Raw genomic sequence first — 25374 nt, forward strand, 5'->3', positions numbered from 1 at the left:
ATGAGGAGCGGGGCTTTTCGTGTTCAAGGTTCTGAGTTCTCGAGGCTAGTTCCAGTACAGCATAAGAGCGTTTAGGCTCCTCGAGGGGCCTGAATCATTTAATCCAGACAAAGCACTCAGAATCATGATGATCAGGGCGACGATACCAATGAAAATGCATAGCCCCAGCCCGTTGAGAATCAGACCACCGATGGCGCGCTTACCGTACCGGCGTGCCACGAACGCCTGCCAGATACCCAAGATGTTTAGCAATGGGGCAGTGAGAGCCAGGAGTGAACCGATTTCATAGCCATAGGCAGACCACCGAAACCCTAGAACGAAAGACAGCGGGCCGAGGAAGCCAAAAAGTAGGGAAAATTTCGCTGCTCTTTTACCGGCTTGCTCCCTCTGCACGTCGGGAGGTAGCTCACTCGCAGGTTGACCCCAGTCGTCCGCATCGCCTGTGTCGGACTGCACGCTGTTGTTCATCTGGTAGAGCTTGGCGTATTCGGGGTTGTTATCGAAGGCTTCATTGTTTTGGGGTAGGTGCGACATCGCATCCACAACCTTTCAGAATCCATACACGTTAGTTGGTGCGCCACACCCACAGTGTCCAGGCGTTCACGAGCACGAAGCTGACGATGGCAACCCAGCTCAATACGCGACCCGCGGCAGGAATCGCACCGTAGCGATCTGCTTCCTTAGCCTTCCACAGACCAAGAGTACCCAGCACAACAGACGGAATACCGAAAAGCCACCAGCCCCATACCGCAACGCTGACAAGACTGAGCACGCCAAAGGCAAGTGAGAGTTGGGATGCGCGTTCCCCCAAATCCCGTTCAAAAGGCTCTCTTCTCTTCTGTGAGAGCGGTGTCAGCGGGGGCCGACTATCAGGGTCGTAGCGGTCATTCGGGTTGTAGTCGTCGTAGTGTTCGCTTGTGCTTTTATTCTGTTTCAACCCTTTGTACCCAAAGCTTGAGTCAAAGGGGTTGGGCTCTTGCGGGTAGTAGGACGACATCGTATCCACAACCTTTCACATTCCACACGCAAGGGGTGTTAACTTCACCCTAGGCTTTCCCCACCGGGGAAACAAGCATGTCGAGCCCAATCCAGGAAACACACGGCATACATACAGCAAAGCCCCGCGCCTCACCATGAGGAACGGGGCTTTCGCGTGCCCTCCAGCGAGGGCGAAAGTATTTAGAAAAGCGCCATCATCTGCGCCGTCTCCACGAGCCTAGAATTTGCGGCAGAATCCGAAAGAGCCAGCATAATCGCCAGCAGCATACCACCACCGAAAAGCACCAAGAACATGCCACCAATGGCTACGCCAATCCAGTTCATGATGCGACCAGCCGAAGCAGCCGCGCCGTAGCGCTCCGCCTCGTTCGCCTTGAAGATACCGATAACACCCAGAATCAGGGAGGGCAGACCGAACATCCACCAGCTGAGAGTCGCAATACAAGCCAAGCTGATAATACCGAGCACCGTGGAAGTCTGAGCAGCCTTCTCACCGGCAAGCTGCTCGGGAGTCTTCTGAATGATACCCACGGGAATCATCATGGGCTGACCGTACTGGTACTGCTGCTGGTACTGCTGACCGTACGGGTCGTACTGATTCTGGCCGTACGAGTCTTGCCCATACGAATTCTGACCGTACTGGTCGTAGGAGTACTGATCATAAGAGCCCTGGCCGTACTGACCGTATGAACCCTGCCCGTACTGTCCGTACTGGGTATTCTGCCCATACTGACCGTTCTGGTTGTACTGCTCGTTCAGACGGTTGTAGTCCGGGTTGTAGTCGTAGGGGTCAGCGCCCCGCGGATTCTGAGACATGGCATCTCACTTTCGTACGGCTGGTGTGTGTTAAACCTAATTCACCCTAACCCATGAATGGGACGGGTACAACTAAGTCCGTTATGCAACCCCGCACAATGCGCCTTGATGCACTGGGCACGGGCTTTACAGAGCGCACAAAAGCCCGCGTGCGCACAGGGCGCTCGCGGGCTTTCTGTAGCCAGTGTCCATGGAGGATGCTGGCTAAAACGTTATAGGGTTCTAGCCCAGGTTCCTGATAGCACCCAGCCCCACAACAATAATGCTCAGGACCAGAGCAGCACCACCGATGATGGAACCAGTCAGTGCCAGACCACGGGTCTGCAGCTCAGGGACACGCAGAGCCGCCAAACCAAAAGCCAGGCCCAGTGCACTGAAAAGCGGGCTGAGAAGGACCAGACCAACAGCGCCAAATACAATAGCGAGAATCGACAGAATCTTCGCCCTCTTCATCTGAGCCTGCTGCTCGGGGGTCGGGACCGGCTGACCGTACGGAGCCTGCTGACCATACTGGGGATCCTGGTTGAACTGGGGCTGGGGGTTGTTGGGGTTTTCAGACATGATTTCTCGCTTCGCTGAGTGATGAGGCGCCTCTGGCTGTGCTGTATCGGAAGATAAAACGTCAGAGATGCTCTCTATTTATCGGTTGGGACTCATGCAGTGTATCGAACATGCTTATGAACCTCAATGTTTACGACCGGTAGTCCACCCCTAGAGGCCTACCTCCCCTGCCTACGCCTCACCTGCTACACAGGTCGAATTGACCAAGCGCAAAACAGCCTATATTCTTATAGGGATGCGCTCACGAGCGCACCGTGGAGACGTGCCAGAGCGGCCGAATGGACTTCACTGCTAATGAAGGGTCGGGGTTAAACTCGACCGGGGGTTCAAATCCCCCCGTCTCCGCCACTAAAAGCCCCGTACCGGTTGGTACGGGGCTTTTGCTATGCCCAACTATATTCGGGCGCGAAGTCTAGAAGCTCCTGACCTAGAAGCTCTTGAAGTCCACGAGGCGCGCATCCGCACCATCCAGCAGAGCCCACTCCCCCGGTACCTCAAACACCGCGATGGAAGAGGGCGGGAAGCCATAGTACACATCCATGGACGCATTCGGGTCAGAATCAGGGCTCATCAGGCGCTGCGCGGCATCCTGCACGCCGGGCAGATGCGACACCACCATCAGAGAATGAACATTCTCAGAAACACTGTTGATACGCGCAATAATGCGGGACGCAGACACCTCATACAGGCCCTCATCCAGATGAGCAGTAGGCGCCTTCGCACCCAAACCATCCGAAACCCAAGTCGTCGTCTGGCGAGTACGCAACGCCGACGAAGACATAATCTGCTCCGGAATATAACCGCGAGCCGCCAGCCAGGCACCAGCGGCGGCAGCCTGCTCATGGCCGCGCTTCGTCAGCGGACGATCAAAATCATTCAGACCCCAATCAGCCTCCGCATGGCGCATAATAATCAGACGCTTGGCCCCGCGGCGGTGCGAGCCAGATGCAGTGTTGGAAGAATTTTCAGCCATACACCCATTCTATCTAGAGGGCGCCGGAACGTGCCGCACGCCGCCACAGCAAGCACACTAACACCCCCAGGCAGGCACAAGTAAACCCCGGCGCGCCGGCATCACGCCAGCACACCGGGGTGCACTCTACAGAAGCTAAATTCTGCACACGCTAAATCGAGTATTCCGGAGCAGCCCAGACAACAACCTCGGGGTGCTCAAAGAAGCGGTAGCCCTGACCGCGCACCGTGCGCACGGTACCCGAGAGGCGACCCAGCTTCGAACGCAGACGACGAATATGCACGTCAATCGTACGCTCGTGCGGATGCTCGTCACCCGAGCTCCACAGCGCCTTCAGCAGCTCTTCACGACCCACGGTACGGGAAGAATTCTCTACCAGGTGCGCCAGCAGCTCGAACTCCTTGAAAGTCAGCATGAGCGGCTCACCGTCCAGGAACACCTCGCGGCGCGCCAGGTCAATCAGAACGCCCGAGGAGTGGCTGTTCGTGGTCTCTGCTTCGCGGGCGACATTCGCCTCCGGATGCATGTACATTGCGGTCGGATCACCCAACGCATTACGCACAACCTCAAGGTCGCTACCCTCAGCATTCACGGGAGCCAACGCTACAGCAGCGTAGGACTCCGACTCAGGTGCCAGGTGGTGTGCATAGGTGCGCAAATCCTGAACGATACGCACCAGGGAGGTGCCGTTCGCAGCGGCAAGTTCCTCATTCAAACCCACGTAAAGCACGAAGCCGCGTGCCTCATTTTCCTGAGCCTGCTTGTGGGCAGGGTCGCCAGCTGAGAAAGTCATCGGACGCAACGTTGCGGCCTGAGCAGCGGGACGCTGAGGCTGCACGACCTGGCGCTTAGCGGCGCGGCCGCGCTGGGAGATGTGGACATATCCAGGTACAGCGCCTGACATGGTTCAACCTTCTCTCAAAGTCTGTGTACGGGATCCCATTCGTACATGGTGTGGGGTGCGCCGGAAGTGACGCCGAGTCAAACAGTCCCCAATACCTGTTCGAGTCTCAATCCTCATACTTAATATTTCTCCTATTTGACGGATAAATCAAGCGGATTCAGCATAGTGGATTCTCCTTTATCGCCAAGGGGAGTACAATACCCTTCCCCTATTTTGGGAGGTTTCATGCGGAACCTGAGGCTTTCAGCTTTTTTCCCACATAAATATTCACGGTTTCTGTTATGTATGGGTTACGCCCTGCATTTTCATGTGAAGCTGTGAATACGCTTGAAGTTTTGAAGTATCCTCAAATACCCTAGTGTGTTCCTAATCACATATTGGGAGGGTGTTGCAATAGCCTACACCAACACCCAGCAGCACCATCGCCACCCAAGCCCCGGACGCATTAGACACGCACCGCCACACCGCGGCACGCAACCCACCGAATACTCACAAGACGTAGCAAAGCGCCTCCGCACATACATATGCAGAGGCGCCCGCTCACCGTAAGCAAATAAGCTCGCTCAGCCAGGCTATTACTCAGCCAGACCGTACAGGCGGTCACCGGCGTCGCCCAGACCCGGAATAATGTACGCCTTTTCGTTCAGACGCTCATCACGAGCAGCCAAGAACAGGTCAACATTCTCCATGCCCTCAACGCCCTTCTCCAGAGCAGCAATACCCTCAGGAGCAGCAATCAGGCACACACAAGTCACAGACTCAGCACCACGCTTACGCAGGAACTTAATAGCCTCAATCAGAGTGCCACCGGTAGCCAGCATCGGATCCAGCAGGTACACCTGACGACCAGTCAGGTCCTCCGGCAGACGCTCAGCATAAGTCACGATGTCCAGGGTCTCCTCATTACGAGCCATACCCAGGAAGCCCACCTCAGCGGTCGGAACCATGCGAGTCATACCCTCTAGCATGCCCAAACCAGCACGCAGAATCGGAACAACCAGAGGCTTCGGATCAGCAATACGAACACCGGTAGTGGTCGCCACCGGAGTCACAACCTCAACCTCTTCCACGCGGATCTCGCGAGTCGCCTCATAGGCAAGCAGAGTCACCAGCTCATCAACCAGCTGACGGAAAATCGGGGACGGAGTGTTCTTATCACGCAGAACACTAATCTTGTGAGAGACCAGCGGGTGGTCAAGAATCTTAATACGCATAATACGATTTTACCCAGCCCCGAAACCGCAAGCACCGGGAAAGTCCCCGAAGTGGCACACACCCTATAAAACACAGCCAATACCGCCGCACAAACACCCACCAACGCGCCCACCGACACCCCTGCCAACACCACCCCAAAACAATCCGGGCATACAAAAACCCGCCGAGACGAATCTCGACGGGTTTTCGTTGGTGCGGTGGTGGAGGGATTTGAACCCCCGTTGGCTTTTACACCAAACATCATTTCGAGTGATGCACCTTCGGCCGCTCGGACACACCACCAACAGTGGAAAACTATAGCACACCCCCCAATAGGAGGGCAAGAACGAGCCTACATATCGTGCGCGTACGGCAGCCGGGTGTCGCCTCTTTCACGGCCCCTTTAACCGTGCCCTTTTCGACACCCGACACCGAAGTCCCGGCTACGTCCGCAGACCACAACAGGTCCGCCTAATGACGGATATACCCATCTACAACCAGCATGACAGCACGCGTTGCATCCTCAGCATTGCGCTCCGCCTGATGCACTTCACGATCCATGGCAAGCATATAAATCGCGCCGAACATAGAGATCGCAATCGCACGAGGATTCTGAGCGGTATCAACCGTATAGCGGCGAGCCACAGCCTCCGTCATCTCCTCCAAATAATTCAGAAGATCCAAACGGTTATCGCTCATCGCCTCGGTCCAACCATCCGCACCCTTCCACGCCTCCGCAAGCCACATCCGAGTAAAACCCGGACGGTCCTCAAGATACTGGAACGCGGCACGAATAGCACTCCGCAACGCCTCACGCGGATCAGAATGAACCGACGCCGCGCGACGCGCATCGCTCAGCAGCAACTGCGTGCCGTACTGGACCAGCTGATCCACCATGGTCTTCTTAGAACCAAAGTTGTAATACACGGTTCCCTTAGAAACACCCGCCCGGGCAGCCACCTCTTCAACAGTGGCGTACTCAAGCCCCTTCTGGGTCATGATATCCATGGCAGCGTTGAACAACTTCAACTGAGTTTTACCAGTACGGCCGGGACGACGACTTGCAGCTTCAGCGACTGGGCGCTGCAACATCAGAAGTCCTCCCTCCCTTTTTGCAGATATATCTCTATTTTATTAGACAGTTTTCCCCGGTGCGACCAAACAGGGCGCGTTACACCGTAATCTCCGGTGCAAGCTTCTTCAGCGACCACGTACGATCACGACGCGTGCCAATGTAACCCAACACCAAACCAGCCAAACCCCACAGGGTCAAAACCAGCATGATGCCCCACAGGCTCGACTCATTAATGCCGTACGCCAAACGACGCGTACCCGCTACCGCATAACCCATCGGGAAGAAATCATGCATCCAACGAATCGACTCAGGCAGAGTCTCATACGGCATCGTGCCGCCCGCAGTAATCAGCTGCAGAATCAGAATGACCAAAGCAACCAGCTTGCCCGGCGCACCCAAGATCACCGTCAGACCATGAATGAACCCGGTAAAGACCAGAGCCACATAGCAGAGGAACAGCCACACCAGCCACGGATGAGCCATCTCAAAGCCCAAACCAAACTTAATCGCCGCGAACATCAGAGTCGCCTGAGCAATACCCACCAGGCCGAACGGCATCCAGCTACCGAGCATCACACGAATCGACGGAGCATGCGAAGCCAACGCACGGTTATTCATCACGCGCAGCGTCTGAACCAGCATCAGGCCGCCAATCCACAGCGCCAGACACATGAAGAACGGACCCATGCCCTCACCATAGTTACGGCCCGACGCCAGCGACTCATGCGACAAAGTCACCGGGTTCGACATCGTATCCGCAACCTTCGCCTGATCAGTCGGCGCAAGGCTCGGAACCTGCTTAGCGCCAGAAGCCAGACCGCTCTCCAGCGACGAAGTGCCATCCTTCAACTCGGAAGCACCATCATTCAGCTGAGTAGAACCATCAGATAGCTTCGCCGTACCATCAGAAAGCTGCGACGCACCATCCTTCAGCTCATTCGCGCCATCAGCCAGCTTCTGCTGACCCTCAACCGCAGACTGCTCCTTCTCCGCCAAAGTACCGCTACCATCCTTCAGCTCGGCAGTGCCGTTCTTCAAAGAACCAGTACCCTCCTTCAGCTCAGAAGCACCACCGGACAGAGTCGCAGAACCACTCGCAAGGCTCGAAGCACCCGAAGCGATCTTGGAATTACCATCAGCCAAAGTCGCCGAACCCGACGCCAACGAGGATGCGCCAGCATCCACACGAGCGGCACCATCAGCCACCGACGAAGCACCCTTCGCCAACGACGCAGCACCAGAATCCAGCGAATCCACACCAGAAACCAAAGTCTGAACCTTCGCCGCAGTCGACGACGTACCATCAGACACACAGTGGCTCGACTTCAACGCGCTCAACTTCGACAGAGCATCAGCAGCGGCAGCATCACGAGTAGCCAGGTGCGACTGCAGAGCCTTCTGATTCAGCTCAGCAACCTCATTCTTCGTCTCCTCAGAATCAACAGCAGCCACCAGCTGATCAGCCTGCTCCTGAGTCAACGTACCCGCCTCAACCAACGGCGCCAACTGAGCACGCATCTTCTGCGCAGTCGCAGACACCACAGTATTCGACAGATCACGACCAAAATCGCCACTACCGGCAGAAGTATCCGTCTCATGCAGGCGCATGCACATCGCATTCAGCTGAGCCGGCAACTCACGAATACCCGCCTGATCCATGCCTTCACGCATCTGATGGATACCCGATGCCAAATCATTAGCGCCCTTCGCAACCGCCGCGGAACCATCCTTCAAGCTCGCAGTACCTTCAGCCAGGGTCGCCGCGCCGTCCTTCAGTTTCGACGCACCATCAGAAGCAGACGCCGCCGCCGAAGCCAAGGTCGACGAACCATCCTTCAAACTCGACGCACCATCGGCAAGCTTCGACGCACCAGAATCCAGCTTCGCGGCGCCAGAATCCAAAGTCGACACACCATCAGCAAGCTTCGCGGCACCCTCCGCCAACTGCTTCTGGCCATCCAACAACTGGGACTGACCATCAGCCAGGGAGGAGGTGCCATCCTTCAGCTTCACGGCACCATCATTCACCGTGGCGGTACCGTCCTTCAGCTGAGTGATAGCGTCCGCCAGCTTCACCGTACCGTTATTCACCTTCGACGCACCGTCAGCGGCCTCACCCATCTTCGAATGAATCGTCGTGAAGCTAGCCAACAGCGAATTAGCCGTCGAATTACCGACCTTCTCAGCCACCGAATCACGGACCGCAGTGCCCGCCTTCGTGACGATATTCGTCAGCACATAGTTATTGGCGTCATTCGTAATGACCTCAATACCCGCCGAACGCGCATCAATAGTGCCCGTCTTACCGTCAGCATCGGGCTTAAACGAACCGGCACTCTGCAAATTGCGGGAGAAGTCCTTCGGAATCACCATCGCAAAGTCATAGGTGCCGTTCTCCACACCCTCGACAGCCTCAGTACGAGTCTGCACCTGACGCCAATCAAACGTGCCAGCATCCAGAAGATTCTTCTTCACGTCAGCACCGGTATTCACCTGCTGACCCTCAGAATCCGTCGCGCCCTCATCCTCAACCACGAGAGCACCCACAATACCGTTCACGTTGCCGTAAGCATCCCAGTTACCGTACAGGTACAGAGCACCGTACAGTAGCGGAATACAGGACATAGCAAGCAGCACCAGAACCGGCAAAACACCGCTGGTCAGGCGCTTAAGCTCAACAAGAGCTACACGCAGAACAGTCATTCTTACTCCTTCTCAGCGGTCTTCTGGGCAACAGTTTTCTGGTTGCCGGTCTTCTGGTTATCAGTCTTAGATTCAGCGGTCTGAACGGCTCCGGAAGTGCCGGATACCGCGGGGGTCAAAGGAATCGAAGAGGTTAGGGGGATTTCCTCCACCTCACGCACCTCAATCACATCAATCACGGGTTCAGTCTCAGTTAGCTCTTCCGTCTCGGGTAGCTCTTCCGCAGGCTCCTCAGCCGGCTCAAACTCACCGTCCTGATCCATGTGAACGCTACCCACCACAGCACGAGCACCCTGCCAGGACTCCGAAATATGAGGCACAATTGCCACCACGGTACGCGGACGCTCCTCGTCAGCGGCAAGCTCCTCCAGGTACGGAAGCCACATTCTCGTATGGTTCAAGTGACGGGAAGGCGTATCAAAAACCAGCAGGTCCGAAGGGCTCGCCTGCGCCAAAGCCGTCATCAGCTCAATGTTCATCTCACCGTCAAGCTCGTCCATCCACAGGCCGTCGAAATCCTCAAGACCGCGTTCCTTCAGCCAGCGGCTTGCGCGGGAACGACCAAAAATCGGCAGATTATAGGAAAGCATCTCCGACACATAATCGTGCACGCGCATGTGCTGCTCCGGGGCAGTCACATCGGGAGAATCAACAATGTCACTGATGCGGCGCAGCTTCTTCATCGAAATCGGCTGAGGCTCCGCATCACCATCGCTCCAAAAAATCTCGCCACCCGACAGGGGCAAACGGCCGGTAAGAGCCAAACCCAGCGAGGTGCGCTCCATCTGGCTATCCGCCTGAATAATGATGACCTCGCCCTGATTTACAGAAAAAGAGGTACGACCAAAAAGGGCGTGGTGACGCCCCTTAGCCCAAATATTGTTAACGCGAAGCACGAGTAAATCCCCTCGATTACAGGACGGTTCAGGTGAGTTTCGGGGAGCACTCCGCGGGTTATGCGCAGGGTACATATTTTCAGTCGCGAGCAGACGGAGGCTCCAGTGCCTATATATGGTAGACCCGGACATGTGTGATGTAGTGGGCTTTTGGTCCGAAATTGGGTACCAATTTTGAAATTTTTGAAGTATTTTTCAAATAAATGGGGGGTTTCGTACAAATAACGCGAAAAGCCACGCGCTCTCACGTAGCTTTTCGCGTTATATAAAACAGTTCCTGAAGCGCCACCACGGGTGACGGTTAGGGGCGGCGTTCCTTAAAGAAATCCACCATCAGCTGCGCACATTCCTCAGCACGCACTCCCGCATACACCTCGGGAGCCGGAGCCACCCGCCCGTCACGCAGCACATCGTAGCGGCTACCGGCGGCACCGGTCTTCTCCTCCCAGGCACCAAAAACCACCGTCGAAACGCGTGACGCCAAAATCGTGCCGGCACACATCAGGCACGGCTCAACCGTCACGACCAGGGTGCAACCGTCCAGGCGCCACTGCCCGCGATGTGCCGCCGCCTGACGAATCGCGTTCACCTCCGCATGGGCGCTAGGGTCATGCTCCTGCTCGCGGGTATTGCCCGCCGAACCGATAATGATGCCCCGCTCGTCCACCACCACGGCACCGATAGGAATCTCTCCACGCTCACCCGCGGTAGCGCCCTCAGCGAGGGCGCGTGCCATCCACTCGCTGTGTTTGGAGCGAGCGGGAATATCGCTGAGCACAGCGGAGGAACCGTCAGTGACCGTTAATTTTGAATATTCCGAATATGACATAAATCCTCGTCAGGGGAATAAATGAAGCATTATCGAGCGCGACTAGTGAGTAGCAGCCAAAGAGAAAGGATACACCGCAGAAGCACCCGCCAGTCGTAGCTCACGTGCCACAGCCGTAAACGCCCACCGCGAATCCACCACATCAGAAACCAGCAGAACCGGGCACCGATGCTCACGCACGTAGTCCAGAACCTCAGCCGGCACCCGGTACGAGCGCAACACATCCGCGCAACGGAACGCGCTATTACCGCCAAAGAAACGGGGCTCATCCACCAGAGAAACCTGACCCAAATCCACCAAGCGACCTACCGACGCAAGCCCCCGACCAAGAGACCGAGCCAAACGCGGACGCACCGGCGACGGCAGAGTCAACACAGCCACCGGGCGACCCGCCTCAGACCATTCCCAAGCAGCAAGCACCTTCACGCAGGCACGACCCAGATCGGCAGGAACCTCAGAATCAACCGGCTCACCCAGCTCGTTTGTCGCCAGAAGCTCACGCAGGCGAGTGCCGTACCCCATGTCGCTCAGACGCGCCAACGCATAACCGGGCTCAGTCTGCTCCTCCGGGCGGATACGACCGCGCGGCGCATCCGCACCCATCAGCTGATCCAACCCGCTCGGCCACATGCGACGCGGCTGCAACGGCACGCCAACCGTATTGAAGCTGCTCTGTGCCGCCTGCAGCGCCTCTGTGGGGACCTCCGCCGGGTACCAGGGGCCCGCGCACACATCGCAACGACCGCAAGCGGTAGCGGAAACATCATCAAGCTGCTGAGCCAGGAAAAGCATGCGGCACTGACTAGTACGTTCATACTCCAGCATGGCGTTCTGCTCCGCCACACGCGCCTGCGCCACCGCCGTATAGCGAGCGTTATCGTACCGCCACGGCGAAGAGGTTCGGCGCCAATAGTTGCCTTCCTTCACGACGGCACCCTCAACGTCCAGCACCTTCAGTAGTAGCTCCAGGGTTGAGCGGCGTAGCTGAACGCGCGCCTCCAGCGCGGCGACGCTCAGCCCCTCCGGCTTCTTCTCCAGGGCGTCCAGGACAGCCAGCGCCTGCTCCTCGTTAGGCATAGAGGCGGTCGCAAAATATTCCCAAATAGCGCGGTCCTCGCGACCGGGCAGGAGCAAAACATCAGCGTTGGCGGCGCCTCGACCGGCACGACCAATCTGCTGGTAGTAGCTCACCGCCGAAGACGGCGCGCCCAGGTGCACCACAAAACCCAAATCAGGCTTATCAAAACCCATACCGAGGGCGCTCGTCGCCACAAGAGCCTTGACACGGTTTTCCTTGAGTGCCTGCTCTGCGACCAGACGCTCATCCGGGTCGGTTTTACCCGTGTAGGCGAGCACCTCGTAGCCGCTGGCACGCAGAGCGTTTGCGGTATCTTCTGCCGCAGAAACAGTCAGCGCATAGATAATGCCGGATCCGGGCAAGTCGTTCAGGTGGGTGAGCAGCCAGCCGATGCGTTGCACCTCATTAGGCAGAGTGAGCACACCCAAGCGCAGGGAGTCGCGGGAAAGCGGGCCGCGGATTACGTGCACGGGGGCGGTGTCAGTGCTGAGCTGTTCGGCGATATCGCGGCTAACGCGGTCATTAGCGGTCGCGGTTGTCGCCAGCACCGGAACCCCTGCAGGCAGAGACTTAATGAGCAAGCCAATGCGTCGGTAATCGGGGCGGAAATCATGGCCCCAGTCAGAAATACAGTGCGCCTCATCAATAACGAGCAGACCCAGGCGCGGCAGCAGGTACGGTAGCCACTGCTCGCGGAATGCCGGGTTATTGAGGCGTTCGGGGCCCACCAGCAGCACGTCAAGCTCGTCAGCTTCGAGGCGTGTGCGGATCTCATCCCATTCGGTCACGTTCGCGGAGTTCACCATTGCGGCGCGCACCCCCGCGCGGGATGCCGCTTCGACCTGATCACGCATCAGGGAGAGCAGCGGGGAGACAATAAGCGCCGGTCCCATACCGCGGGCACGCAACAGCAGGGAGGAAATGAAGTAGACCGCAGACTTACCCCAGCCGGTACGCTGCACAACGAGGGTGCGGGCGCGGTCAGCGACGAGGGCGCGAATCGCATCGTACTGGCCGTCATGGAACTCAGCATCGGGGACGCCGGTGAGGCGGCGCAGCACTTCGCGGGCTTCAGCGTGCAGAGCTTCAGCTTGCAGGGGGTCGGGGCTAGGGGCGGAGGCTGACTGCTGGGGGTTCATGGTTCTCTCTGACGGTGGGTGGTTGGGGTCATCGCTACGCCGCGACGCGCCGTGCTCTCTTTCCATCATGTCACACCCCGTATCGCACGGCTCTGTGGACGGTCATTTCTTGGGGAGGCGTGCGAGCGCCGCGTCACCTCCGGTTGTTTAGCCCCGATGATGGAGAGATTTACGCCTCGCTCACCCGTGCATCCGGCGTAATTGCCGGTAGAATTGTGCCAGTAATACACAGCCTCCGCATAGTTATGCGCAATGTTCACCATAGGTACGCTTTCTATGCTGGTGTTACTCCGCCGCCGATCCGTGTGTGCGGTCCACTCACAGTTCAGGATTTTTCATGACTTTTCTTGCCACCGCTTTGGCGCATCTTCCGGTTGCGCTCTTGGGCTTTGACCTTGAGCAGTTCCTGCTCGATACCGGCCCCTGGGTTCTGGTTGTTTCGGCAATTATCGTATTTATTGAGTCCGGTGTTCTTTTCCCGGTTCTTCCGGGTGACTCCCTGATTTTTGCTCTGGGTATGCTGCATGAGCAGATGGGCCTGTCCCTGTGGGTTGCTTTCCCGGTCCTGGTGCTGGTTGCTATTGCTGGCGCTGAGGTTGGCTACCAGATTGGTGCCCGTTACGGCCGTAAGATCTTCAAGGATGACGCGAAGATTCTGAGCACTAAGAACCTGCACACTACCGAGGAGTTCTTCCAGAAGCGCGGTAGCTTGGCTCTGGTTCTGGGTCGTTTCGTGCCGATTGTTCGTACGTTTGTGTCTCTTGCGGCGGGTATTTCTTCGTATGACCGTAAGAAGTTCCACCTGTGGAATGTTGTTGGTGCGGTTGCGTGGATTGGTTCGATTGGTCTGGCGGGTGTGCTGCTGGGCGGTATCCCGTTCGTGCACAACAACATTGAGTACATTGCTGTGATTATTGTGTCGGTTTCTGTGGTGCCGGTTATTATCGAGTACCTGCGTGGCCGTTCGAAGGCGAAGCAGGAATCTGCTGAGTAATACGTGAGTCCTTCTCGGCTACTGAGCCGGGAATGAGAAAGGGTGGGGATACCGTCTGGTATCCCCACCCCTTTTATGTTCTCTCAAGCCCGGTGGAGGCGACGTTCCGGAAGCGAGCTACGCCTCCGCGGGGTTACTACCTCCGCGGGGTTACTTTAGGCCCATGCGTCGCAGGTCTCCACGCATTTGGATGTATCGCCCCACCTGCGGCTGGCAGAGAAGAACAATAATCACGATGCGGCTGATAAAATCAAAGGCGAGCTTCGCGCACAAGACTTCAAGGGTCATAAACGGGCCAAAGAACAACACCCTAAGCATTTGCGAATTGTATCCATTGTCAAAGAAAACGTGGGCACAGAGAACTACATACACAATATCCAGGATCATGCGTAACGCGCCCTCGATAATAATCACCACTCGCGCCCACTCATAACCCTCATTGAGGTACCAGGCAGAGACTGCTCCAAGGACAATGGGGAGAACCATCGTAAGCCCCATCGTCATACCTGCAAACATGTAAGCGCCCGTAAATTCTAGGCCCACAAGAGGCTGTAGAGGGTATGTGGACATGTACAGCACCAAGAATAGGGATACAGCCCAGATGGCAATGGGGCGCGACGGAAGATTAATAGCGCGCTGAGTACCCGGTGCACCGTGCACGGGGCGGGCACCTGCAGGAACCGGAGGCTGAGGTGCCACCGCTACAGGTGCTGCGAAGTTCGGTGCAGGAAAGTTCGGTGCTGCGGCATTAGGCTGAGGCGTCTGGGGGTCCAGCGTGCCCGCTGAGGCACCGGAAGTATTGTTCAACATCGTCGTTCTTTCTCTCGTATGCTCGCACCACGGTGCGCAAATCGGTGGTTGTTCCACTTTTTAGGTAGATTTACGCGAAACCTACCTAAAAGAGTCATTTGATGTAGTTAGCTGAGAGAATAATACTTTTTCAGTATAGGGTAAGCCCTTCGAGGGAAATAGGGCTTTTTATAGAAAGGCTGGAACCTTTTAGGCAACTCAAAGGGTTTTACCAGCTAGAAGATTGCGATGTTTAACGCGGAAGGGTGGGGATACCGTTTGGTATCCCCACCCTTTTCATACTCTGAGTCTTTTGGTGATAGTGGTGCCGTTTGGGACAAACGCCCTAGTTGAGGCGGTTCCCGCCCTCGTTGGAGTTCGCACCGGGTTCTGGCGGATTCTGACCGACCACCTGGCTATGCGGTGTGTTGCCGGTAGCTGTGTACGCCCACACAGGGGGACGGGTCAGCAACACAATGTTCCGGATGTAGAGGATAGTAATGACAACACCAACCGCGGTACTTAAGAGAAGAGAAATCGCCAGGTCCATAGAGTCGTAGGACTGCAAATATTCCATCAGCCAGGTGAGATATCTGGAATCCATGAAGAAATCTTGGGCAAACCAATACATACGGCTCAAGACCTCGTAGGCGCTACACACGAGGATAAGTATGTGCGCCCATCTGTGCCCTTCCCAAGTCTTCCAGAAGAGGAAAATCTGGATAAGAATGAAGATGAGGGGGAAGCCCAGCGTGAAGAGAAGAGACAGCGCCCCCAAGCTGGAGGTTAGATTCTTAAGGAGTATGAACGTTTGAATATTCCTGAAAAGCAACAGAATAATGATGACGGTCATGCACCGCTTAGCACTGCGCAGGGCCCTCGGGCGTACCCGCCCCGCATGTTCGGAGGCGGTAGGGGCAGTGTAGCCGACGGTCACCTCCCGGTAGCCGGTGGTGGTTTGCTCGAGGGTGCTGGCGCCGGGTGCGCTGTCCCCCGCCGCATTACTCTCTGCAATGCCGCTGGGGGCGGTGCTGGTGGGGGCGGCGTTACTCTCTGCCGTGCTATTTTCAGCCTCGTCGGAGGGCAACAGCACACTGTACTCGGGAACCGTATACTCCGGGTCATTCAACGGTTGCTTCGGGGTACGTTCTGACATCGTCATTCCTTTCTCCCCTGGCACCCACCCCGCGCTTCAGTGCACGGGGCGGGCGTTAAAGAGTCTTACCCCAAGGATATAAGGAGGCGCGCCACACCCCAGGAAGGCGGTACCCTTTCTCAGCGTATTCAGAGGTACCCGAGTCACCACGTACACCATTCCGAGAGCCAGCCTCGGAACTCCTAACGTTGGTGCGCCTTTCTACGTGCCCCATCCCGCACTACGGTGTGGCGGGCGAGGGTTGTTTCTCTCTGATGAGGTACGTTCGCCGTCCTCGTCATCAGCGAAAAGCTCTCGAAGTTCCGCCGGCACCTGACCGGCAGCCTGTCTCGTCTCAGACATCATCTGCTGGTGTTCTAGTGCGCGTGCCCCGCTAACGATTTGGGTGTACGTCCTAATAGGAGCACGAGTCAGCAGCACAATCATCAGGAGGTAGAGAACGAGCGTAAAAACGCCGCTCACGATACGCACCAGGCTGGACGCCGCAGCCGCTCTAGAGCTTAACTCCGAGAAATTATCCGCAAGAATAAGCACACCGCTAGCAGCCGCGAGAGCGCAGTAGATGATGGTAAGAATGCGCGCCCACTCGCGGCCATCCCAGATCTTCCAGAGAACAAAAATCGGGATGGCGGAGAGGATGAGGGTAACCACCAGCGCAGAGAAGAAAACACTCACCACCATCTTAAAATCGATATACGACCGGCTTAGAATCGGCAGAAAATTACTCAGGGGCCCCAGCACGATAATGGTGGCAGCGCACCACATGACGCTACGCATAGCCTTCGGGCGCTCCGGAATTACCTGCTCGGAGGCGGCAGTGTAGCCGGCGGTCGCCTCCCGGTAGCCAGTAGTGGTTTGCTCGGGGGTGCTGGCGTGCTCGGAGGTGCTACCGCCGGGTGCGTTATCCTCCGCCGCACCAGTATCTACCGCACCGCTGGGGGCGGTGCTGGTGGGGACGCTGGTTTCGGGGGCGGCATCGCCCTCTGCCGTGCTATTTTCTGCCTCGTTAGAGGGCAGTAGCACGCTGTACTCGGGAACCGTGTACTCCGGATCGTTCAACGGCTGCTTCGGGGTACGTTCTGACATCATTGTTCCTTTCTTCTCTTCGCGCCCCGCCCCGCGCGCTGTAGCACGGGGCGGGGTAGCAAAGAGTCTCCCAAGGGGAGGGGCTTCCCGCCCTAGTTGAGGCGGTAGCCTTCCTCGGTGTACACGGAAGTGTCCTTGTAGCCGCGCTGATCATTGCGGGAGTTCTTCCGTGCATCCGTACGGCGGGTCGTTTTGTACTGTTGAGCGGCTGCCTCTTCAGCCCGTCGGTTAGCTTCTTTCTCTTCCCGACGTGTCTGCTCTTCTTCCAGGTGAGCACGCGTTTCTGTGTCCTGACGCACAACGATCCAACCGTCAGCGGCGTTCACCTGTTCACGTGCTTCTATCCATGCCAACCTCGCAGTAGCCATAAACGACCTGGTGGAGCGGCTCAAGAGCAGCACAACTATCAGAAGGTAGAAGGCCGTGAGAAAAGCTCCCATAATGTCACTCACCACGATGGAAACTACGTAGTCTCGGGGCCTTGAAGTCAACGATTCATCCGCCAGCCTGGAGAAATAATCAGCCGAGATGAAAGATTGCAAACTCATCGCCCCGATAAAAACCACAAAAGCACTACCAAAGAGGGTGAGGAAGTACGCCCATCTACGGCCCTTCCACAGTCGGCGGAGAACAAAAATCGGTATGAGAGAGAAGATGAAGGTAGCAAATATGCCTGAAATGATGATGCCCGGCATATTTTCCATAACGCGGTCTGGGACCTCGTTATGGATAGATACATAGATACGTTGGATTGCGGACAGAACAATAATGGCTGTAGCGCACCACATGACGCCGCGCAGCGACTTCGGGCGGGGCGGAAGCAGCACCTTAGGGGCGGCAGGGGCGGTGGAGGCGCCGGGGCTAATCTGCGGTGCGGAATCGTGTGCAGGTTCGGAAGTAGGGTGCACGGGTCATCCTAACGGTGGTTGGTGAATAAAGTTATCGGTGAGCCGCAGGCCGTCGTGGACCCGCGGCTAGAATCTATGGGGCTAAATCAAGTAGTCCTCGCTGCGGCGCAGGCGCCAATCACGGCGCGCCTCCATGTACGAACGCGACTGACGCGACCACACCAACGCCAACGCCACCACACACACCAGCATGTACGGTGCAGCAATATATACCGGCGTGTACAGCGGGGAGGCGCTACTGAGCAGCAGCTCAACATCCTGGCTCGGTGCACCATTCAACGTACCCAGAAGAGCCGCAACCGCCAGCATAATCAGCAGGGACGCCAACACACCCAACGCCAACGCCACCGACAGCACCAGCGCTGCCCAACGATAACCGCGCAGATACGCCACCGTACAAAAACTATGCAACGTCACGTTACCGAACGCACTCACCAGCAAGAACATCACCGGGTAGTACGCCTGCGCCTCCACCAGCGACTGTGCGCGCCAGGTCGAAAAATGCGACAGCTGCGTCGTCGCATACGTGACACCCGTGTACCCAATCAGCACCAGCCAACCCACAGCAATAGCGAGCAGAACCCAACCCGCCACAGACACGAGGGTCGGGGTGGCAGGCTTCGTAGGATGGGTGGTGTTCGGAGCGGATGGCGGAGAGGACTCAACGGCGGACATAGCTGAATCTTTCGAATGTCGGCTGATAGTGTGCGGAAGATGTATGAGCGAGTGTGTGGTGTGTGGGTGGCGGCGCGGCGTTCGTCTACCGCGCCGCCTCAAAAACTTTAGGCAGAAATGGACGGGTCAACCGTCGCAGAAATACTGTCAGGTAACGACGGCGAATCTGCCTGATTCGCCATCGCAATCCTCAAATTATTGAAGCGGTAAATGGTCAGCAACGATAAACCGACCTCGCTCAACCAGACCAAGCCCAAGAGCACAAGCACCAGCATGGGGTCAAGCCCCATCGAAACCCCAGCCCAGTCAAGCATCAACAACAGGAACGTGATGGGTGAAAGCACCAGCCCCACCGCCACATACCCGATGAGGGAGCAGATAGCCCAGACGCTATACACGGAGGCGTCCGCCGAATCACGAGGAGGGCGCACCAGCGGCCACATCTGAACCACCAGGTAAAGCGCCGCCACAAAACCAAAGCAAATCGCCAACGGCTGCGTGTACTGAGAAATAATGAGACCCTCAACCAGGCTCAAAATACACAGAATAACCGCGCGGACCAGCAGGTTCTTCTTGAGCATCTGCTGGCGCTCCTTCACCTCTTCAGCGGTGTAAGTGCGCAGAAAAGCGGGAACCTGACCCTGCCCCGGGAACGGCGGCAGCGGACCCGTCGGGTGCGTGCGCACCACAATCGGCGGGTTCGTACCATCCTGAATGATGACGGTAGAAGTCGCCGAAATAACCGGATGCGAACCGGTCACCACCGGGGGTGCGTTCAAGGGGACAGACACCTCCGGCGTAGCAGGAGTCACGTGACGAATAGGCGCCTGAAAGCGAGTCTGCATACCGGTATCCTCATCCGGGCGTTCCTCGGATGAAGCGGCATCTGTATTCAGGTGTGTAGCGCCCATGAGTGGCCTCCTGGCAGGTGCGGGTCGTGTTTCTGTCTCTACCGTATCACGCGTACTTTAAGGGAATCTGAGCAGTAGCTGGGCGCCGCAGGCAACGCCGCCCAGCATCATTATTTGCCCCTGTTGAGGCGCAGGTTAGCCCTGCTCCGCCGCCTACGAAACCTCCGCATTCGGCTCTGCTACCTTCTGCTCTTCTGCATTCTGGCGCTCTTCCTCCGCCTTCTTCCGCTTGCTACGGCGCAGGCCCCTGCGAACCGCCAAACTATAGAACAGCGAGAACAGGACCTCCAACGCGAAGGAAGCCATCACCGTCAGCAGGCTCACCGTATAGAACATGCCCACACGGTCCAGCAGGGTCTGCGGGCCGTGCAGGGTCACGAGTACATAGGTGAAGAACGCCGTCATGATGGCAGCCGCAACACCGGACGCCACATTCGCAAGCAGCACCAGCTTCACCGAACGATTCGCCCGGTAAATCATGGCAAGCCATATGTGCATCACCAGGTACACCAGCGGCACCGCACCAATCGGGAAAAGCGTGACGCGAATGAAGTAATAAACAATAATCAGCGAAGGAACCACCAGCAGGAGCACACGCACCAGGTAAAGGTTCTTAGCCGGCAGCGGGTACTCACTGGCAACATTCCAGAACTCATCAGCCTGCTGCTCCAGCTCCTCCATCGCCTGCAACTGCATCAGCTGCGCCTGTGACATATGCTCCTGCGGGATAAGATCCGAGGAACCCGCCACCGGCGCAAGCTCAGCGGCAGAAACCGGTTCGCCCCTCCGCATACGAGCGGAATCAGCCATACTAGCCCTCAAAAATGCCGCGCGAACGGTCCTTACGCACGCTCTCAGCAGGGAAAATACGGCCGCTCATGCTGATGTACACGCCCGGCTCCAGCAGGTTCAGAGCGGCAATAGCGGCACCCAGGTTGAAGCCAGCATCCGAACGAGCCATCACGGCAGGCTGCATCGCGCCGGTCAGCACCACAACCTTATCGCCCAGGTCGGCGTGCTCCACCAGGTAGCGGGCGGTCTCCGGCATGGTGTCGGTACCGTGGGTGATGAGCACCTGGTCGTTAGTGACAGCGTTCAGCGCCTCGGTCAGCTCGGCACGATCCTCATCGGTCATGTCCAGGCTGTCCTTACCAATCAGCGGGCGAATATCGAAACGCACATCAGTGATAACGCGGTCCAGCAGGTCCTTAGCGGCAGGCTCACCAATATCCATGGTGCCCGCCACCGAATAGAACTTATCGATCGTGCCGCCAGTGGCAAGAATCGTAATCTCTTCAGGGTTCTTAATGGTGACGCTCACGGGGTTTCCTCATCTTTTCAGGTCAACGTACACGAATCAAAAACTGCCAGACCAACCCGGCAGAATACGCCCCACCACACAAGGTATAGCACCCACAAACGGAGGTGGAGACGCAAAAACCCGCCGACCCCCGCAAAGCGGGAGGCGACGGGTCGGCTAGTGCGCCCTGTGGGGCTCGAACCCACGACCTGCGGATTAAAAGTCCGTAGCTCTACCGACTGAGCTAAAGGCGCTCCTATCCGCACAAAACTGAAAGTGTGCAGATAGAAATACTATACACTACCGGCTCCCAGCCAATGAACGGTACACTGGGAAATCCTATGTCTACACCCGCAGCATCAACCGGCGCCTCCGGGCGCTCACGACACCGAACCCACCACCGACCCGTCCTCTACTCCGCCGAAAAGTTCGAACGCCACGAAGGCGGCATGGACCCCGCCGCACGCGAAGAGGCGGCGCACGCCTCCGCACGCATCCTGCTGATGCGCGGACGGGGCACCGACGAGCAGATGACCGAGCGGCTCGTCAGCTTCACCGACGACTACGGTATTGAGATGCTCGCCGAACTCTGGTCGCACGCGAGCGCACACTCCCTGCCGGGTGCGCTGTGGCGCATGTACTGGCTGCGGGACGTGGTGCATCGTTCGCCTCGCGGGGTGAGCCGCGCCTTTGAGCTGGGCATGGCGGAGGATTACCGTTCGCACGTGGTGGCGGGTGTTCCCGACCCGCCCGGCACCGATGAGGTGGTCCGTACGATTGATGAGATTCTGGCGGGCCTGTACACCGGCGATATGGACATTGCGATGGAACGTTGCGCTGCGTTTGCGCACGTGGTGGCATTGGGTATTCGCACCGATTATGCGCGCTCTGCCGGGCAGGATGGTGCGGTTCCGGGTAGCCACGAAGTGAAGCGTGAGGCGGTGGAGCGTCGTGCACGCCTGCCGCGTCAGGCTCAGCAGATGGAGCAGATCGCGCACGATTTGGAGGCGGTCGCCGCCCAGCTACGCGCCGTTGAGGCTAGTCAGCAGGTTAATGGGGGTTCGGGGGCTGATTCTGTGCAGGAAAAATCGCAGACCAACCTCGAAGCATTCTAGTCTTCTGCGCCGTTGAGGCGCCCAAAAATGCGGGTTCGTGCCGCGAATTGGCACAGGTTCCACATTGGGTCACGCAGGCGTGAAAAGCCTGTTTTCGATTGACTCTGTGCCGGGTACGGGTGGATAATAATTACAAGATGTCGGGTTGCTAATAGGTAGCCCCGGGCTCCAAATCTTTAGCCGCTTCGAGCGGCCTTCCGCCGAGAGGCGCTCCCAACCCGACATCCCTAAACGTTCCGGTGGGGGTCGAGAAATCGACCCCCACCGTTTTATGTTTAACCCCGGTCAAGAGGCCGCTATCAGCTCGGCACGATTGCGCATGAAAACCGGGTGTCCGTGAGATACCCACGAGCTGCGCGCACCCGCAACCCCTAATACTGGTTAGACTGGGAACTATGCTGCACCGACTTTTTCCCCACGCTAACGAATCCCTCGCCTCCCTCGCTGAAATTTCAGCGCAGGTCGGTGAGGCAGCCGCGTTGCTCTCTGAAATGGTCGGCTCCCCCGTCGCAGAGTACCCCGAACTCTTCGAACGCATGCTCACCCACGAGGCGGACTCCACGAACCTGCTGTTCCGCACCCTCACCGAAGTGCGCAGCTCCTTCTCCCCGCCGATCCCGCGTGAAGACCTGTACACGCTGGCACGCAAGCTCACCAACGCCGTTGAGAAACTCACCAGCGCCGCGCACGTGCTGTCCCTGCACAGCATCGACGGGTTCGCTACGCACATCACCTCAATCCTGGACATTATTCAGCGTCAGGCGGTGCTGACCGCCGCCGTCATCCCCAAACTTGCCGATATTCGCGGCCTCGACAACTACTGGATGGACATGCTGCGCATCTCCCGCCAGGCGCTGCGCACCGCCGAAGAATACGACGCGTACATCGCCGAACGCTACACCCCCGAACGGTACCGCCGCTACGCCACCTTCCTGGCGCAGCTGACCGCCGCCTCCAACGCTATGCGTGATGTGTCCGCCGAAATCGGCCGCATCATCGTTCAGGAATCCTAATGCTCCTGGGTCTTCTCGCCTGCTGCGCCTTCATCGCCGCGGTCTACATCACCGCTCTGCACGACGCCTCCAACGCCGTCGCCATTCCGGTGCGTACCCGCGCCCTCGGCGAGCGCTCCGCCCTGTACCTTGCCGCGCTCTTCAACGTGCTCGGCGTGGTCGGCGCGTTCCTGCTACTCGGTGAGTATTCCGCCTCGTGGGTGAGCGCTCCGGACGGTACCACCGGACTGAACGGCATTGTTGCGGCGCTGCTGGTCTGCGTTATCTGGGGTGTGCTCACCTGGTTCCTACGGTTGCCTTCCTCCTCGACCCACGCGCTGGTGGGCGCCCTTGCCGGGGTGAGCTGGTGGACCCAGACGAAACTCGAGGACGGCGCTGAAGCCTTCGGTTCCCTCGCCTTCCTGCCTCATATTTTTGGGGCGACCCTGCTGCCGCTCTTCTACCTGCCGCCGCTCATTTTTCTGCTGTCCTGGCTGATGGTGGTGCCGTTCTACCGGCTCGTAGTGGGCCATAACCCGCGCCTGGTGAATCAGCACGCCCGCGAGGTGCTGGCGGTGTCCGCCTCCGCAATTTCGCTGCTGCACGGCTTGCAGACCGGCTACCTGTACTTGCTGCTGTGGGCGCTGCTGAGCGAACGCATCATGGACCCGGCGCTACTCCAGTCCCTCACCAGGGGCGGGATGCTGCTGGGCGCCCTCATCATTGCCCTCAGCCTGGGTGCCGGCACGCTGACCGGTGGCCGCCGCATCGGCTACACCTTCGCCTACAAGATGGTGCGCCTGGATCCCTTCCGTGGCGCGGTTGCCCAGGGTACGACCGCCGTTGTGCAGGTGCTCGGCTACTTCCTGCTGCAGGTGCCGTTCTCCTCCTCGCACCTGGCGACCGCCTCGGCGCTCGGCGCGGGCGTGAACCAGCGTTTTAATGCGCTGAAGTCCAGGATTGTTCTGCAGATTCTTCTGGTGTGGCTGGTGACCATTCCGGCGTGCTTTGTGCTCGGAGTGCTCGCAATGGTGGCGCTACAGTCCATCCACTAGATTTTGGGGACGGTGCATACCCCACCGTGCCCACTGCCGCGGGATAGCCGGGCGGCGGGTTGAGTCTGAACAGTGCACACCTTCATAATGGGTTGAGTTCTTGGGCTGGCACGCGCCCACTCACCCTCGACTGATTGTGGTTATGTCTTCTCCTACCGTAGCTATTCTGGTCCGCACGAAGGACCGCCCCCGCTTCTTGAGCCGCGCCCTGGAGAATATTGCGCAGCAAACCTTCACTGACTACACGGTCTGCGTGATTAACGACGGTGGTAACGAGCAGGCGACCCGCGCCATCATTGAGGCATCCCCGCTGGGTTTGCAGGGCTCTGATGCGCAGGGTTCCGGTCGCGTGCAGCTGCTGACCACCGCCGGCGGCAACATGGAGGCGGCATCCAACGCCGGTTTGGCGGCGACCACCTCCGAATTCGTGGCGATTCACGATGACGACGATCTGTGGGCACCCGAGTTCCTGGAGCGCACCGTCGCGGCGCTGGAAGAGAGCGGCGCGCTCATGTGCACCACCCGCATTGTGGAGCGGTACGAACGCGAGAACGCCGACGGTGAGTTCGAGGTGTACGAGGAGCGTATTTTCCACGATGGCCTACCTGGCGTGGGTTTGCAGTTCCTGTTCCGCACGAACCGTGCCGTGCCGATTGGCATTCTGTACCGCCGCAGCCTGCACGAGCTGGTCGGTTTCTATGACGAGTCCCTGCCGGTGGTCGGCGATTGGGAGTTCAACCTGCGTGCCGCCTCTGTTGCAGATATTCTGCTGGTGGATGAGCCGCTGGCGTACTGGTCGCTGCGCCCCGACGCGGAGGGTTCCGAGGCGAATAGCGTGAAGCGTCAGGCGGATCACGCCCGCTTCGATTCGATGGTGCGTGCCCGCGCTATCCGTGAGGATCTGCAGGCGGGTGCCCGACCGGGCGCGTACCTGTACCAGGCGCATCTGGCGGCTGACTTGGAGCGCCGCGTGATTGACGGGCACGATCTGACCCGTGAATCCCTGGACATTCTGCGCTCTATTGAGAGCCGCCTGGAGCGTATTGAGGCTCGTCAGCAGGCTATTGAGTCCCGCCAGCAGAGCATTGAGGAGCGCCTGCGGGTTCTGAAGTACCTGCGCGCGCCTGGCCGTGCGTTGCGTTCCTTTGCGCAGCGTTCCCTCAATCAGCGTTCTCAGGCTCGTCGCGGTACTGAGGCAGGTTCTACCGGCGAGAAGGACGCATAGC

25 protein-coding genes and 3 tRNA genes are annotated in these 25374 nt (G+C 58.1%); 6 read left to right on the forward strand and 22 right to left on the reverse strand.

Annotation, left to right across the window (positions count from 1 at the left end; genetic code table 11):
• Positions 1-45: 45 nt before the first annotated feature.
• The 4 genes from AB8E48_RS01025 to AB8E48_RS01040 all read right to left on the reverse strand — a co-directional run bounded on the left by AB8E48_RS01025 (position 46) and on the right by AB8E48_RS01040 (position 2376).
• Positions 46-534 carry a hypothetical protein gene (locus AB8E48_RS01025; protein ID WP_368885473.1) on the reverse strand — a complete coding sequence of 163 codons (489 nt, stop codon included), beginning with the start codon at positions 532-534 and terminating at the stop codon, positions 46-48.
• A gap of 31 nt (positions 535-565) precedes the next feature.
• Positions 566-997 (reverse strand): hypothetical protein, encoded by a 432-nt coding sequence (locus AB8E48_RS01030; RefSeq protein WP_368885474.1) that lies wholly within the window; start codon positions 995-997, stop codon positions 566-568.
• 182 nt (positions 998-1179) lie between these two features.
• Positions 1180-1815: a DUF4190 domain-containing protein gene (locus tag AB8E48_RS01035; protein WP_368885475.1), complete on the reverse strand. Its 636-nt coding sequence runs from the start codon at positions 1813-1815 to the stop codon at positions 1180-1182.
• A gap of 222 nt (positions 1816-2037) precedes the next feature.
• Positions 2038-2376: a DUF4190 domain-containing protein gene (locus AB8E48_RS01040; RefSeq protein WP_070832192.1), complete on the reverse strand. Its 339-nt coding sequence runs from the start codon at positions 2374-2376 to the stop codon at positions 2038-2040.
• 256 nt (positions 2377-2632) lie between these two features.
• Between AB8E48_RS01040 and AB8E48_RS01045 the strand changes: the two genes are divergently transcribed.
• Positions 2633-2724: transfer RNA gene (locus AB8E48_RS01045), tRNA-Ser, on the forward strand.
• Positions 2725-2803: 79 nt separating this feature from the next.
• On the opposite strand, the gene AB8E48_RS01050 is transcribed toward AB8E48_RS01045, so the two are convergent.
• The 9 genes from AB8E48_RS01050 to AB8E48_RS01090 form a co-directional block, all read right to left on the reverse strand.
• The gene (locus AB8E48_RS01050; RefSeq protein ID WP_368885476.1) at positions 2804-3349 is read right to left on the reverse strand and encodes a histidine phosphatase family protein; all 546 of its coding nucleotides are present in this window, start codon (positions 3347-3349) and stop codon (positions 2804-2806) included.
• A gap of 151 nt (positions 3350-3500) precedes the next feature.
• Entirely contained in the window at positions 3501-4253 is a 753-nt protein-coding gene (locus AB8E48_RS01055; RefSeq protein ID WP_070832201.1) for a winged helix-turn-helix domain-containing protein, read from the reverse strand.
• Positions 4254-4828: 575 nt separating this feature from the next.
• A complete protein-coding gene (gene upp, locus AB8E48_RS01060) occupies positions 4829-5467 on the reverse strand; it encodes a uracil phosphoribosyltransferase (protein WP_070832204.1) in 639 nt (212 codons plus the stop codon).
• Between the two features lie 196 nt (positions 5468-5663).
• Positions 5664-5750 (reverse strand) — tRNA-Ser (locus AB8E48_RS01065).
• A 168-nt stretch (positions 5751-5918) separates the two neighbouring features.
• On the reverse strand, positions 5919-6539 hold the full coding sequence (locus tag AB8E48_RS01070; protein WP_070665911.1) for a TetR/AcrR family transcriptional regulator: 621 nt from the start codon (positions 6537-6539) through the stop codon (positions 5919-5921).
• A 79-nt stretch (positions 6540-6618) separates the two neighbouring features.
• Entirely contained in the window at positions 6619-9225 is a 2607-nt protein-coding gene (locus AB8E48_RS01075; RefSeq protein ID WP_368885477.1) for a YhgE/Pip family protein, read from the reverse strand.
• A gap of 2 nt (positions 9226-9227) precedes the next feature.
• Positions 9228-10121 (reverse strand): multidrug ABC transporter ATPase, encoded by an 894-nt coding sequence (locus AB8E48_RS01080; protein ID WP_368885478.1) that lies wholly within the window; start codon positions 10119-10121, stop codon positions 9228-9230.
• 301 nt (positions 10122-10422) lie between these two features.
• Positions 10423-10950, reverse strand: a complete 528-nt coding sequence (locus tag AB8E48_RS01085) for a nucleoside deaminase (RefSeq protein WP_368885479.1) — start codon at positions 10948-10950, stop codon at positions 10423-10425.
• Between the two features lie 42 nt (positions 10951-10992).
• Positions 10993-13167: a RecQ family ATP-dependent DNA helicase gene (locus AB8E48_RS01090; RefSeq protein ID WP_368885480.1), complete on the reverse strand. Its 2175-nt coding sequence runs from the start codon at positions 13165-13167 to the stop codon at positions 10993-10995.
• A gap of 337 nt (positions 13168-13504) precedes the next feature.
• Here AB8E48_RS01090 and AB8E48_RS01095 point away from each other — a divergent pair, with 337 nt between their 5' ends.
• On the forward strand, positions 13505-14161 hold the full coding sequence (locus AB8E48_RS01095; RefSeq protein WP_368885481.1) for a DedA family protein: 657 nt from the start codon (positions 13505-13507) through the stop codon (positions 14159-14161).
• A gap of 150 nt (positions 14162-14311) precedes the next feature.
• On the opposite strand, the gene AB8E48_RS01100 is transcribed toward AB8E48_RS01095, so the two are convergent.
• From AB8E48_RS01100 to AB8E48_RS01140, 9 genes are all read right to left on the reverse strand, one after another.
• Positions 14312-14971: a hypothetical protein gene (locus AB8E48_RS01100; RefSeq protein WP_368885482.1), complete on the reverse strand. Its 660-nt coding sequence runs from the start codon at positions 14969-14971 to the stop codon at positions 14312-14314.
• A 325-nt stretch (positions 14972-15296) separates the two neighbouring features.
• A complete protein-coding gene (locus tag AB8E48_RS01105) occupies positions 15297-16106 on the reverse strand; it encodes a hypothetical protein (protein WP_368885483.1) in 810 nt (269 codons plus the stop codon).
• A 201-nt stretch (positions 16107-16307) separates the two neighbouring features.
• Complete coding sequence (locus AB8E48_RS01110; protein WP_368885484.1) at positions 16308-17195, reverse strand: multidrug ABC transporter permease; 888 nt, start codon at positions 17193-17195, stop codon at positions 16308-16310.
• 89 nt (positions 17196-17284) lie between these two features.
• The gene (locus tag AB8E48_RS01115; RefSeq protein WP_368885485.1) at positions 17285-18100 is read right to left on the reverse strand and encodes a hypothetical protein; all 816 of its coding nucleotides are present in this window, start codon (positions 18098-18100) and stop codon (positions 17285-17287) included.
• Positions 18101-18181: 81 nt separating this feature from the next.
• Positions 18182-18775 carry a multidrug DMT transporter permease gene (locus tag AB8E48_RS01120; protein WP_368885486.1) on the reverse strand — a complete coding sequence of 198 codons (594 nt, stop codon included), beginning with the start codon at positions 18773-18775 and terminating at the stop codon, positions 18182-18184.
• 107 nt (positions 18776-18882) lie between these two features.
• Positions 18883-19686, reverse strand: coding sequence for an organic solvent tolerance protein OstA (locus tag AB8E48_RS01125; protein ID WP_368885487.1), 804 nt, complete (start codon positions 19684-19686; stop codon positions 18883-18885).
• 153 nt (positions 19687-19839) lie between these two features.
• Positions 19840-20496 (reverse strand): amino acid transporter, encoded by a 657-nt coding sequence (locus AB8E48_RS01130; RefSeq protein WP_368885488.1) that lies wholly within the window; start codon positions 20494-20496, stop codon positions 19840-19842.
• A 1-nt stretch (position 20497) separates the two neighbouring features.
• Positions 20498-21007, reverse strand: coding sequence for an asparaginase domain-containing protein (locus AB8E48_RS01135; RefSeq protein WP_070689713.1), 510 nt, complete (start codon positions 21005-21007; stop codon positions 20498-20500).
• Between the two features lie 160 nt (positions 21008-21167).
• Positions 21168-21240, reverse strand: a tRNA-Lys gene (locus AB8E48_RS01140).
• Positions 21241-21327: 87 nt separating this feature from the next.
• On the opposite strand from AB8E48_RS01140, the gene AB8E48_RS01145 reads away from it, so the two are divergent.
• From AB8E48_RS01145 to AB8E48_RS01160, 4 genes are all read left to right on the forward strand, one after another.
• Positions 21328-22101, forward strand: a complete 774-nt coding sequence (locus AB8E48_RS01145; RefSeq protein WP_368885489.1) for a histone acetyltransferase — start codon at positions 21328-21330, stop codon at positions 22099-22101.
• A 395-nt stretch (positions 22102-22496) separates the two neighbouring features.
• Positions 22497-23114 carry a hypothetical protein gene (locus tag AB8E48_RS01150; RefSeq protein ID WP_005504391.1) on the forward strand — a complete coding sequence of 206 codons (618 nt, stop codon included), beginning with the start codon at positions 22497-22499 and terminating at the stop codon, positions 23112-23114.
• The gene (locus AB8E48_RS01155) at positions 23114-24148 is read left to right on the forward strand and encodes an anion permease (RefSeq protein WP_368885490.1); all 1035 of its coding nucleotides are present in this window, start codon (positions 23114-23116) and stop codon (positions 24146-24148) included. The genes AB8E48_RS01150 and AB8E48_RS01155 overlap by 1 nt, the downstream gene beginning before the upstream one ends.
• A 142-nt stretch (positions 24149-24290) precedes the next feature.
• Positions 24291-25373 carry a glycosyltransferase family 2 protein gene (locus AB8E48_RS01160; protein WP_368885491.1) on the forward strand — a complete coding sequence of 361 codons (1083 nt, stop codon included), beginning with the start codon at positions 24291-24293 and terminating at the stop codon, positions 25371-25373.
• The last annotated feature ends 1 nt before the right edge of the window (position 25374 follow it).

The sequence above is a fragment of the Rothia mucilaginosa genome, assembly GCF_964211445.1.
Classification (GTDB): Bacteria; Actinomycetota; Actinomycetes; order Actinomycetales; family Micrococcaceae; genus Rothia; species Rothia mucilaginosa_E.

Excerpts from the sequence above, each read along its gene's own strand:
- AB8E48_RS01025 (WP_368885473.1), bottom strand. The coding sequence starts at position 534 with ATGTCGCACCTACCCCAAAACAATGAAGCCTTCGATAACAACCCCGAA.
- AB8E48_RS01030 (WP_368885474.1), bottom strand. The coding sequence starts at position 997 with ATGTCGTCCTACTACCCGCAAGAGCCCAACCCCTTTGACTCAAGCTTT.
- AB8E48_RS01035 (WP_368885475.1), bottom strand. The coding sequence starts at position 1,815 with ATGTCTCAGAATCCGCGGGGCGCTGACCCCTACGACTACAACCCGGAC.
- AB8E48_RS01040 (WP_070832192.1), bottom strand. The coding sequence starts at position 2,376 with ATGTCTGAAAACCCCAACAACCCCCAGCCCCAGTTCAACCAGGATCCC.
- AB8E48_RS01050 (WP_368885476.1), bottom strand. The coding sequence starts at position 3,349 with ATGGCTGAAAATTCTTCCAACACTGCATCTGGCTCGCACCGCCGCGGG.
- AB8E48_RS01055 (WP_070832201.1), bottom strand. The coding sequence starts at position 4,253 with ATGTCAGGCGCTGTACCTGGATATGTCCACATCTCCCAGCGCGGCCGC.
- upp (WP_070832204.1), bottom strand. The coding sequence starts at position 5,467 with ATGCGTATTAAGATTCTTGACCACCCGCTGGTCTCTCACAAGATTAGT.
- AB8E48_RS01070 (WP_070665911.1), bottom strand. The coding sequence starts at position 6,539 with ATGTTGCAGCGCCCAGTCGCTGAAGCTGCAAGTCGTCGTCCCGGCCGT.
- AB8E48_RS01075 (WP_368885477.1), bottom strand. The coding sequence starts at position 9,225 with ATGACTGTTCTGCGTGTAGCTCTTGTTGAGCTTAAGCGCCTGACCAGC.
- AB8E48_RS01085 (WP_368885479.1), bottom strand. The coding sequence starts at position 10,950 with ATGTCATATTCGGAATATTCAAAATTAACGGTCACTGACGGTTCCTCC.
- AB8E48_RS01090 (WP_368885480.1), bottom strand. The coding sequence starts at position 13,167 with ATGAACCCCCAGCAGTCAGCCTCCGCCCCTAGCCCCGACCCCCTGCAA.
- AB8E48_RS01095 (WP_368885481.1), top strand. The coding sequence starts at position 13,505 with ATGACTTTTCTTGCCACCGCTTTGGCGCATCTTCCGGTTGCGCTCTTG.
- AB8E48_RS01100 (WP_368885482.1), bottom strand. The coding sequence starts at position 14,971 with ATGTTGAACAATACTTCCGGTGCCTCAGCGGGCACGCTGGACCCCCAG.
- AB8E48_RS01105 (WP_368885483.1), bottom strand. The coding sequence starts at position 16,106 with ATGTCAGAACGTACCCCGAAGCAACCGTTGAATGACCCGGAGTATACG.
- AB8E48_RS01110 (WP_368885484.1), bottom strand. The coding sequence starts at position 17,195 with ATGATGTCAGAACGTACCCCGAAGCAGCCGTTGAACGATCCGGAGTAC.
- AB8E48_RS01120 (WP_368885486.1), bottom strand. The coding sequence starts at position 18,775 with ATGTCCGCCGTTGAGTCCTCTCCGCCATCCGCTCCGAACACCACCCAT.
- AB8E48_RS01125 (WP_368885487.1), bottom strand. The coding sequence starts at position 19,686 with ATGGGCGCTACACACCTGAATACAGATGCCGCTTCATCCGAGGAACGC.
- AB8E48_RS01130 (WP_368885488.1), bottom strand. The coding sequence starts at position 20,496 with ATGGCTGATTCCGCTCGTATGCGGAGGGGCGAACCGGTTTCTGCCGCT.
- AB8E48_RS01145 (WP_368885489.1), top strand. The coding sequence starts at position 21,328 with ATGTCTACACCCGCAGCATCAACCGGCGCCTCCGGGCGCTCACGACAC.
- AB8E48_RS01150 (WP_005504391.1), top strand. The coding sequence starts at position 22,497 with ATGCTGCACCGACTTTTTCCCCACGCTAACGAATCCCTCGCCTCCCTC.
- AB8E48_RS01155 (WP_368885490.1), top strand. The coding sequence starts at position 23,114 with ATGCTCCTGGGTCTTCTCGCCTGCTGCGCCTTCATCGCCGCGGTCTAC.
- AB8E48_RS01160 (WP_368885491.1), top strand. The coding sequence starts at position 24,291 with ATGTCTTCTCCTACCGTAGCTATTCTGGTCCGCACGAAGGACCGCCCC.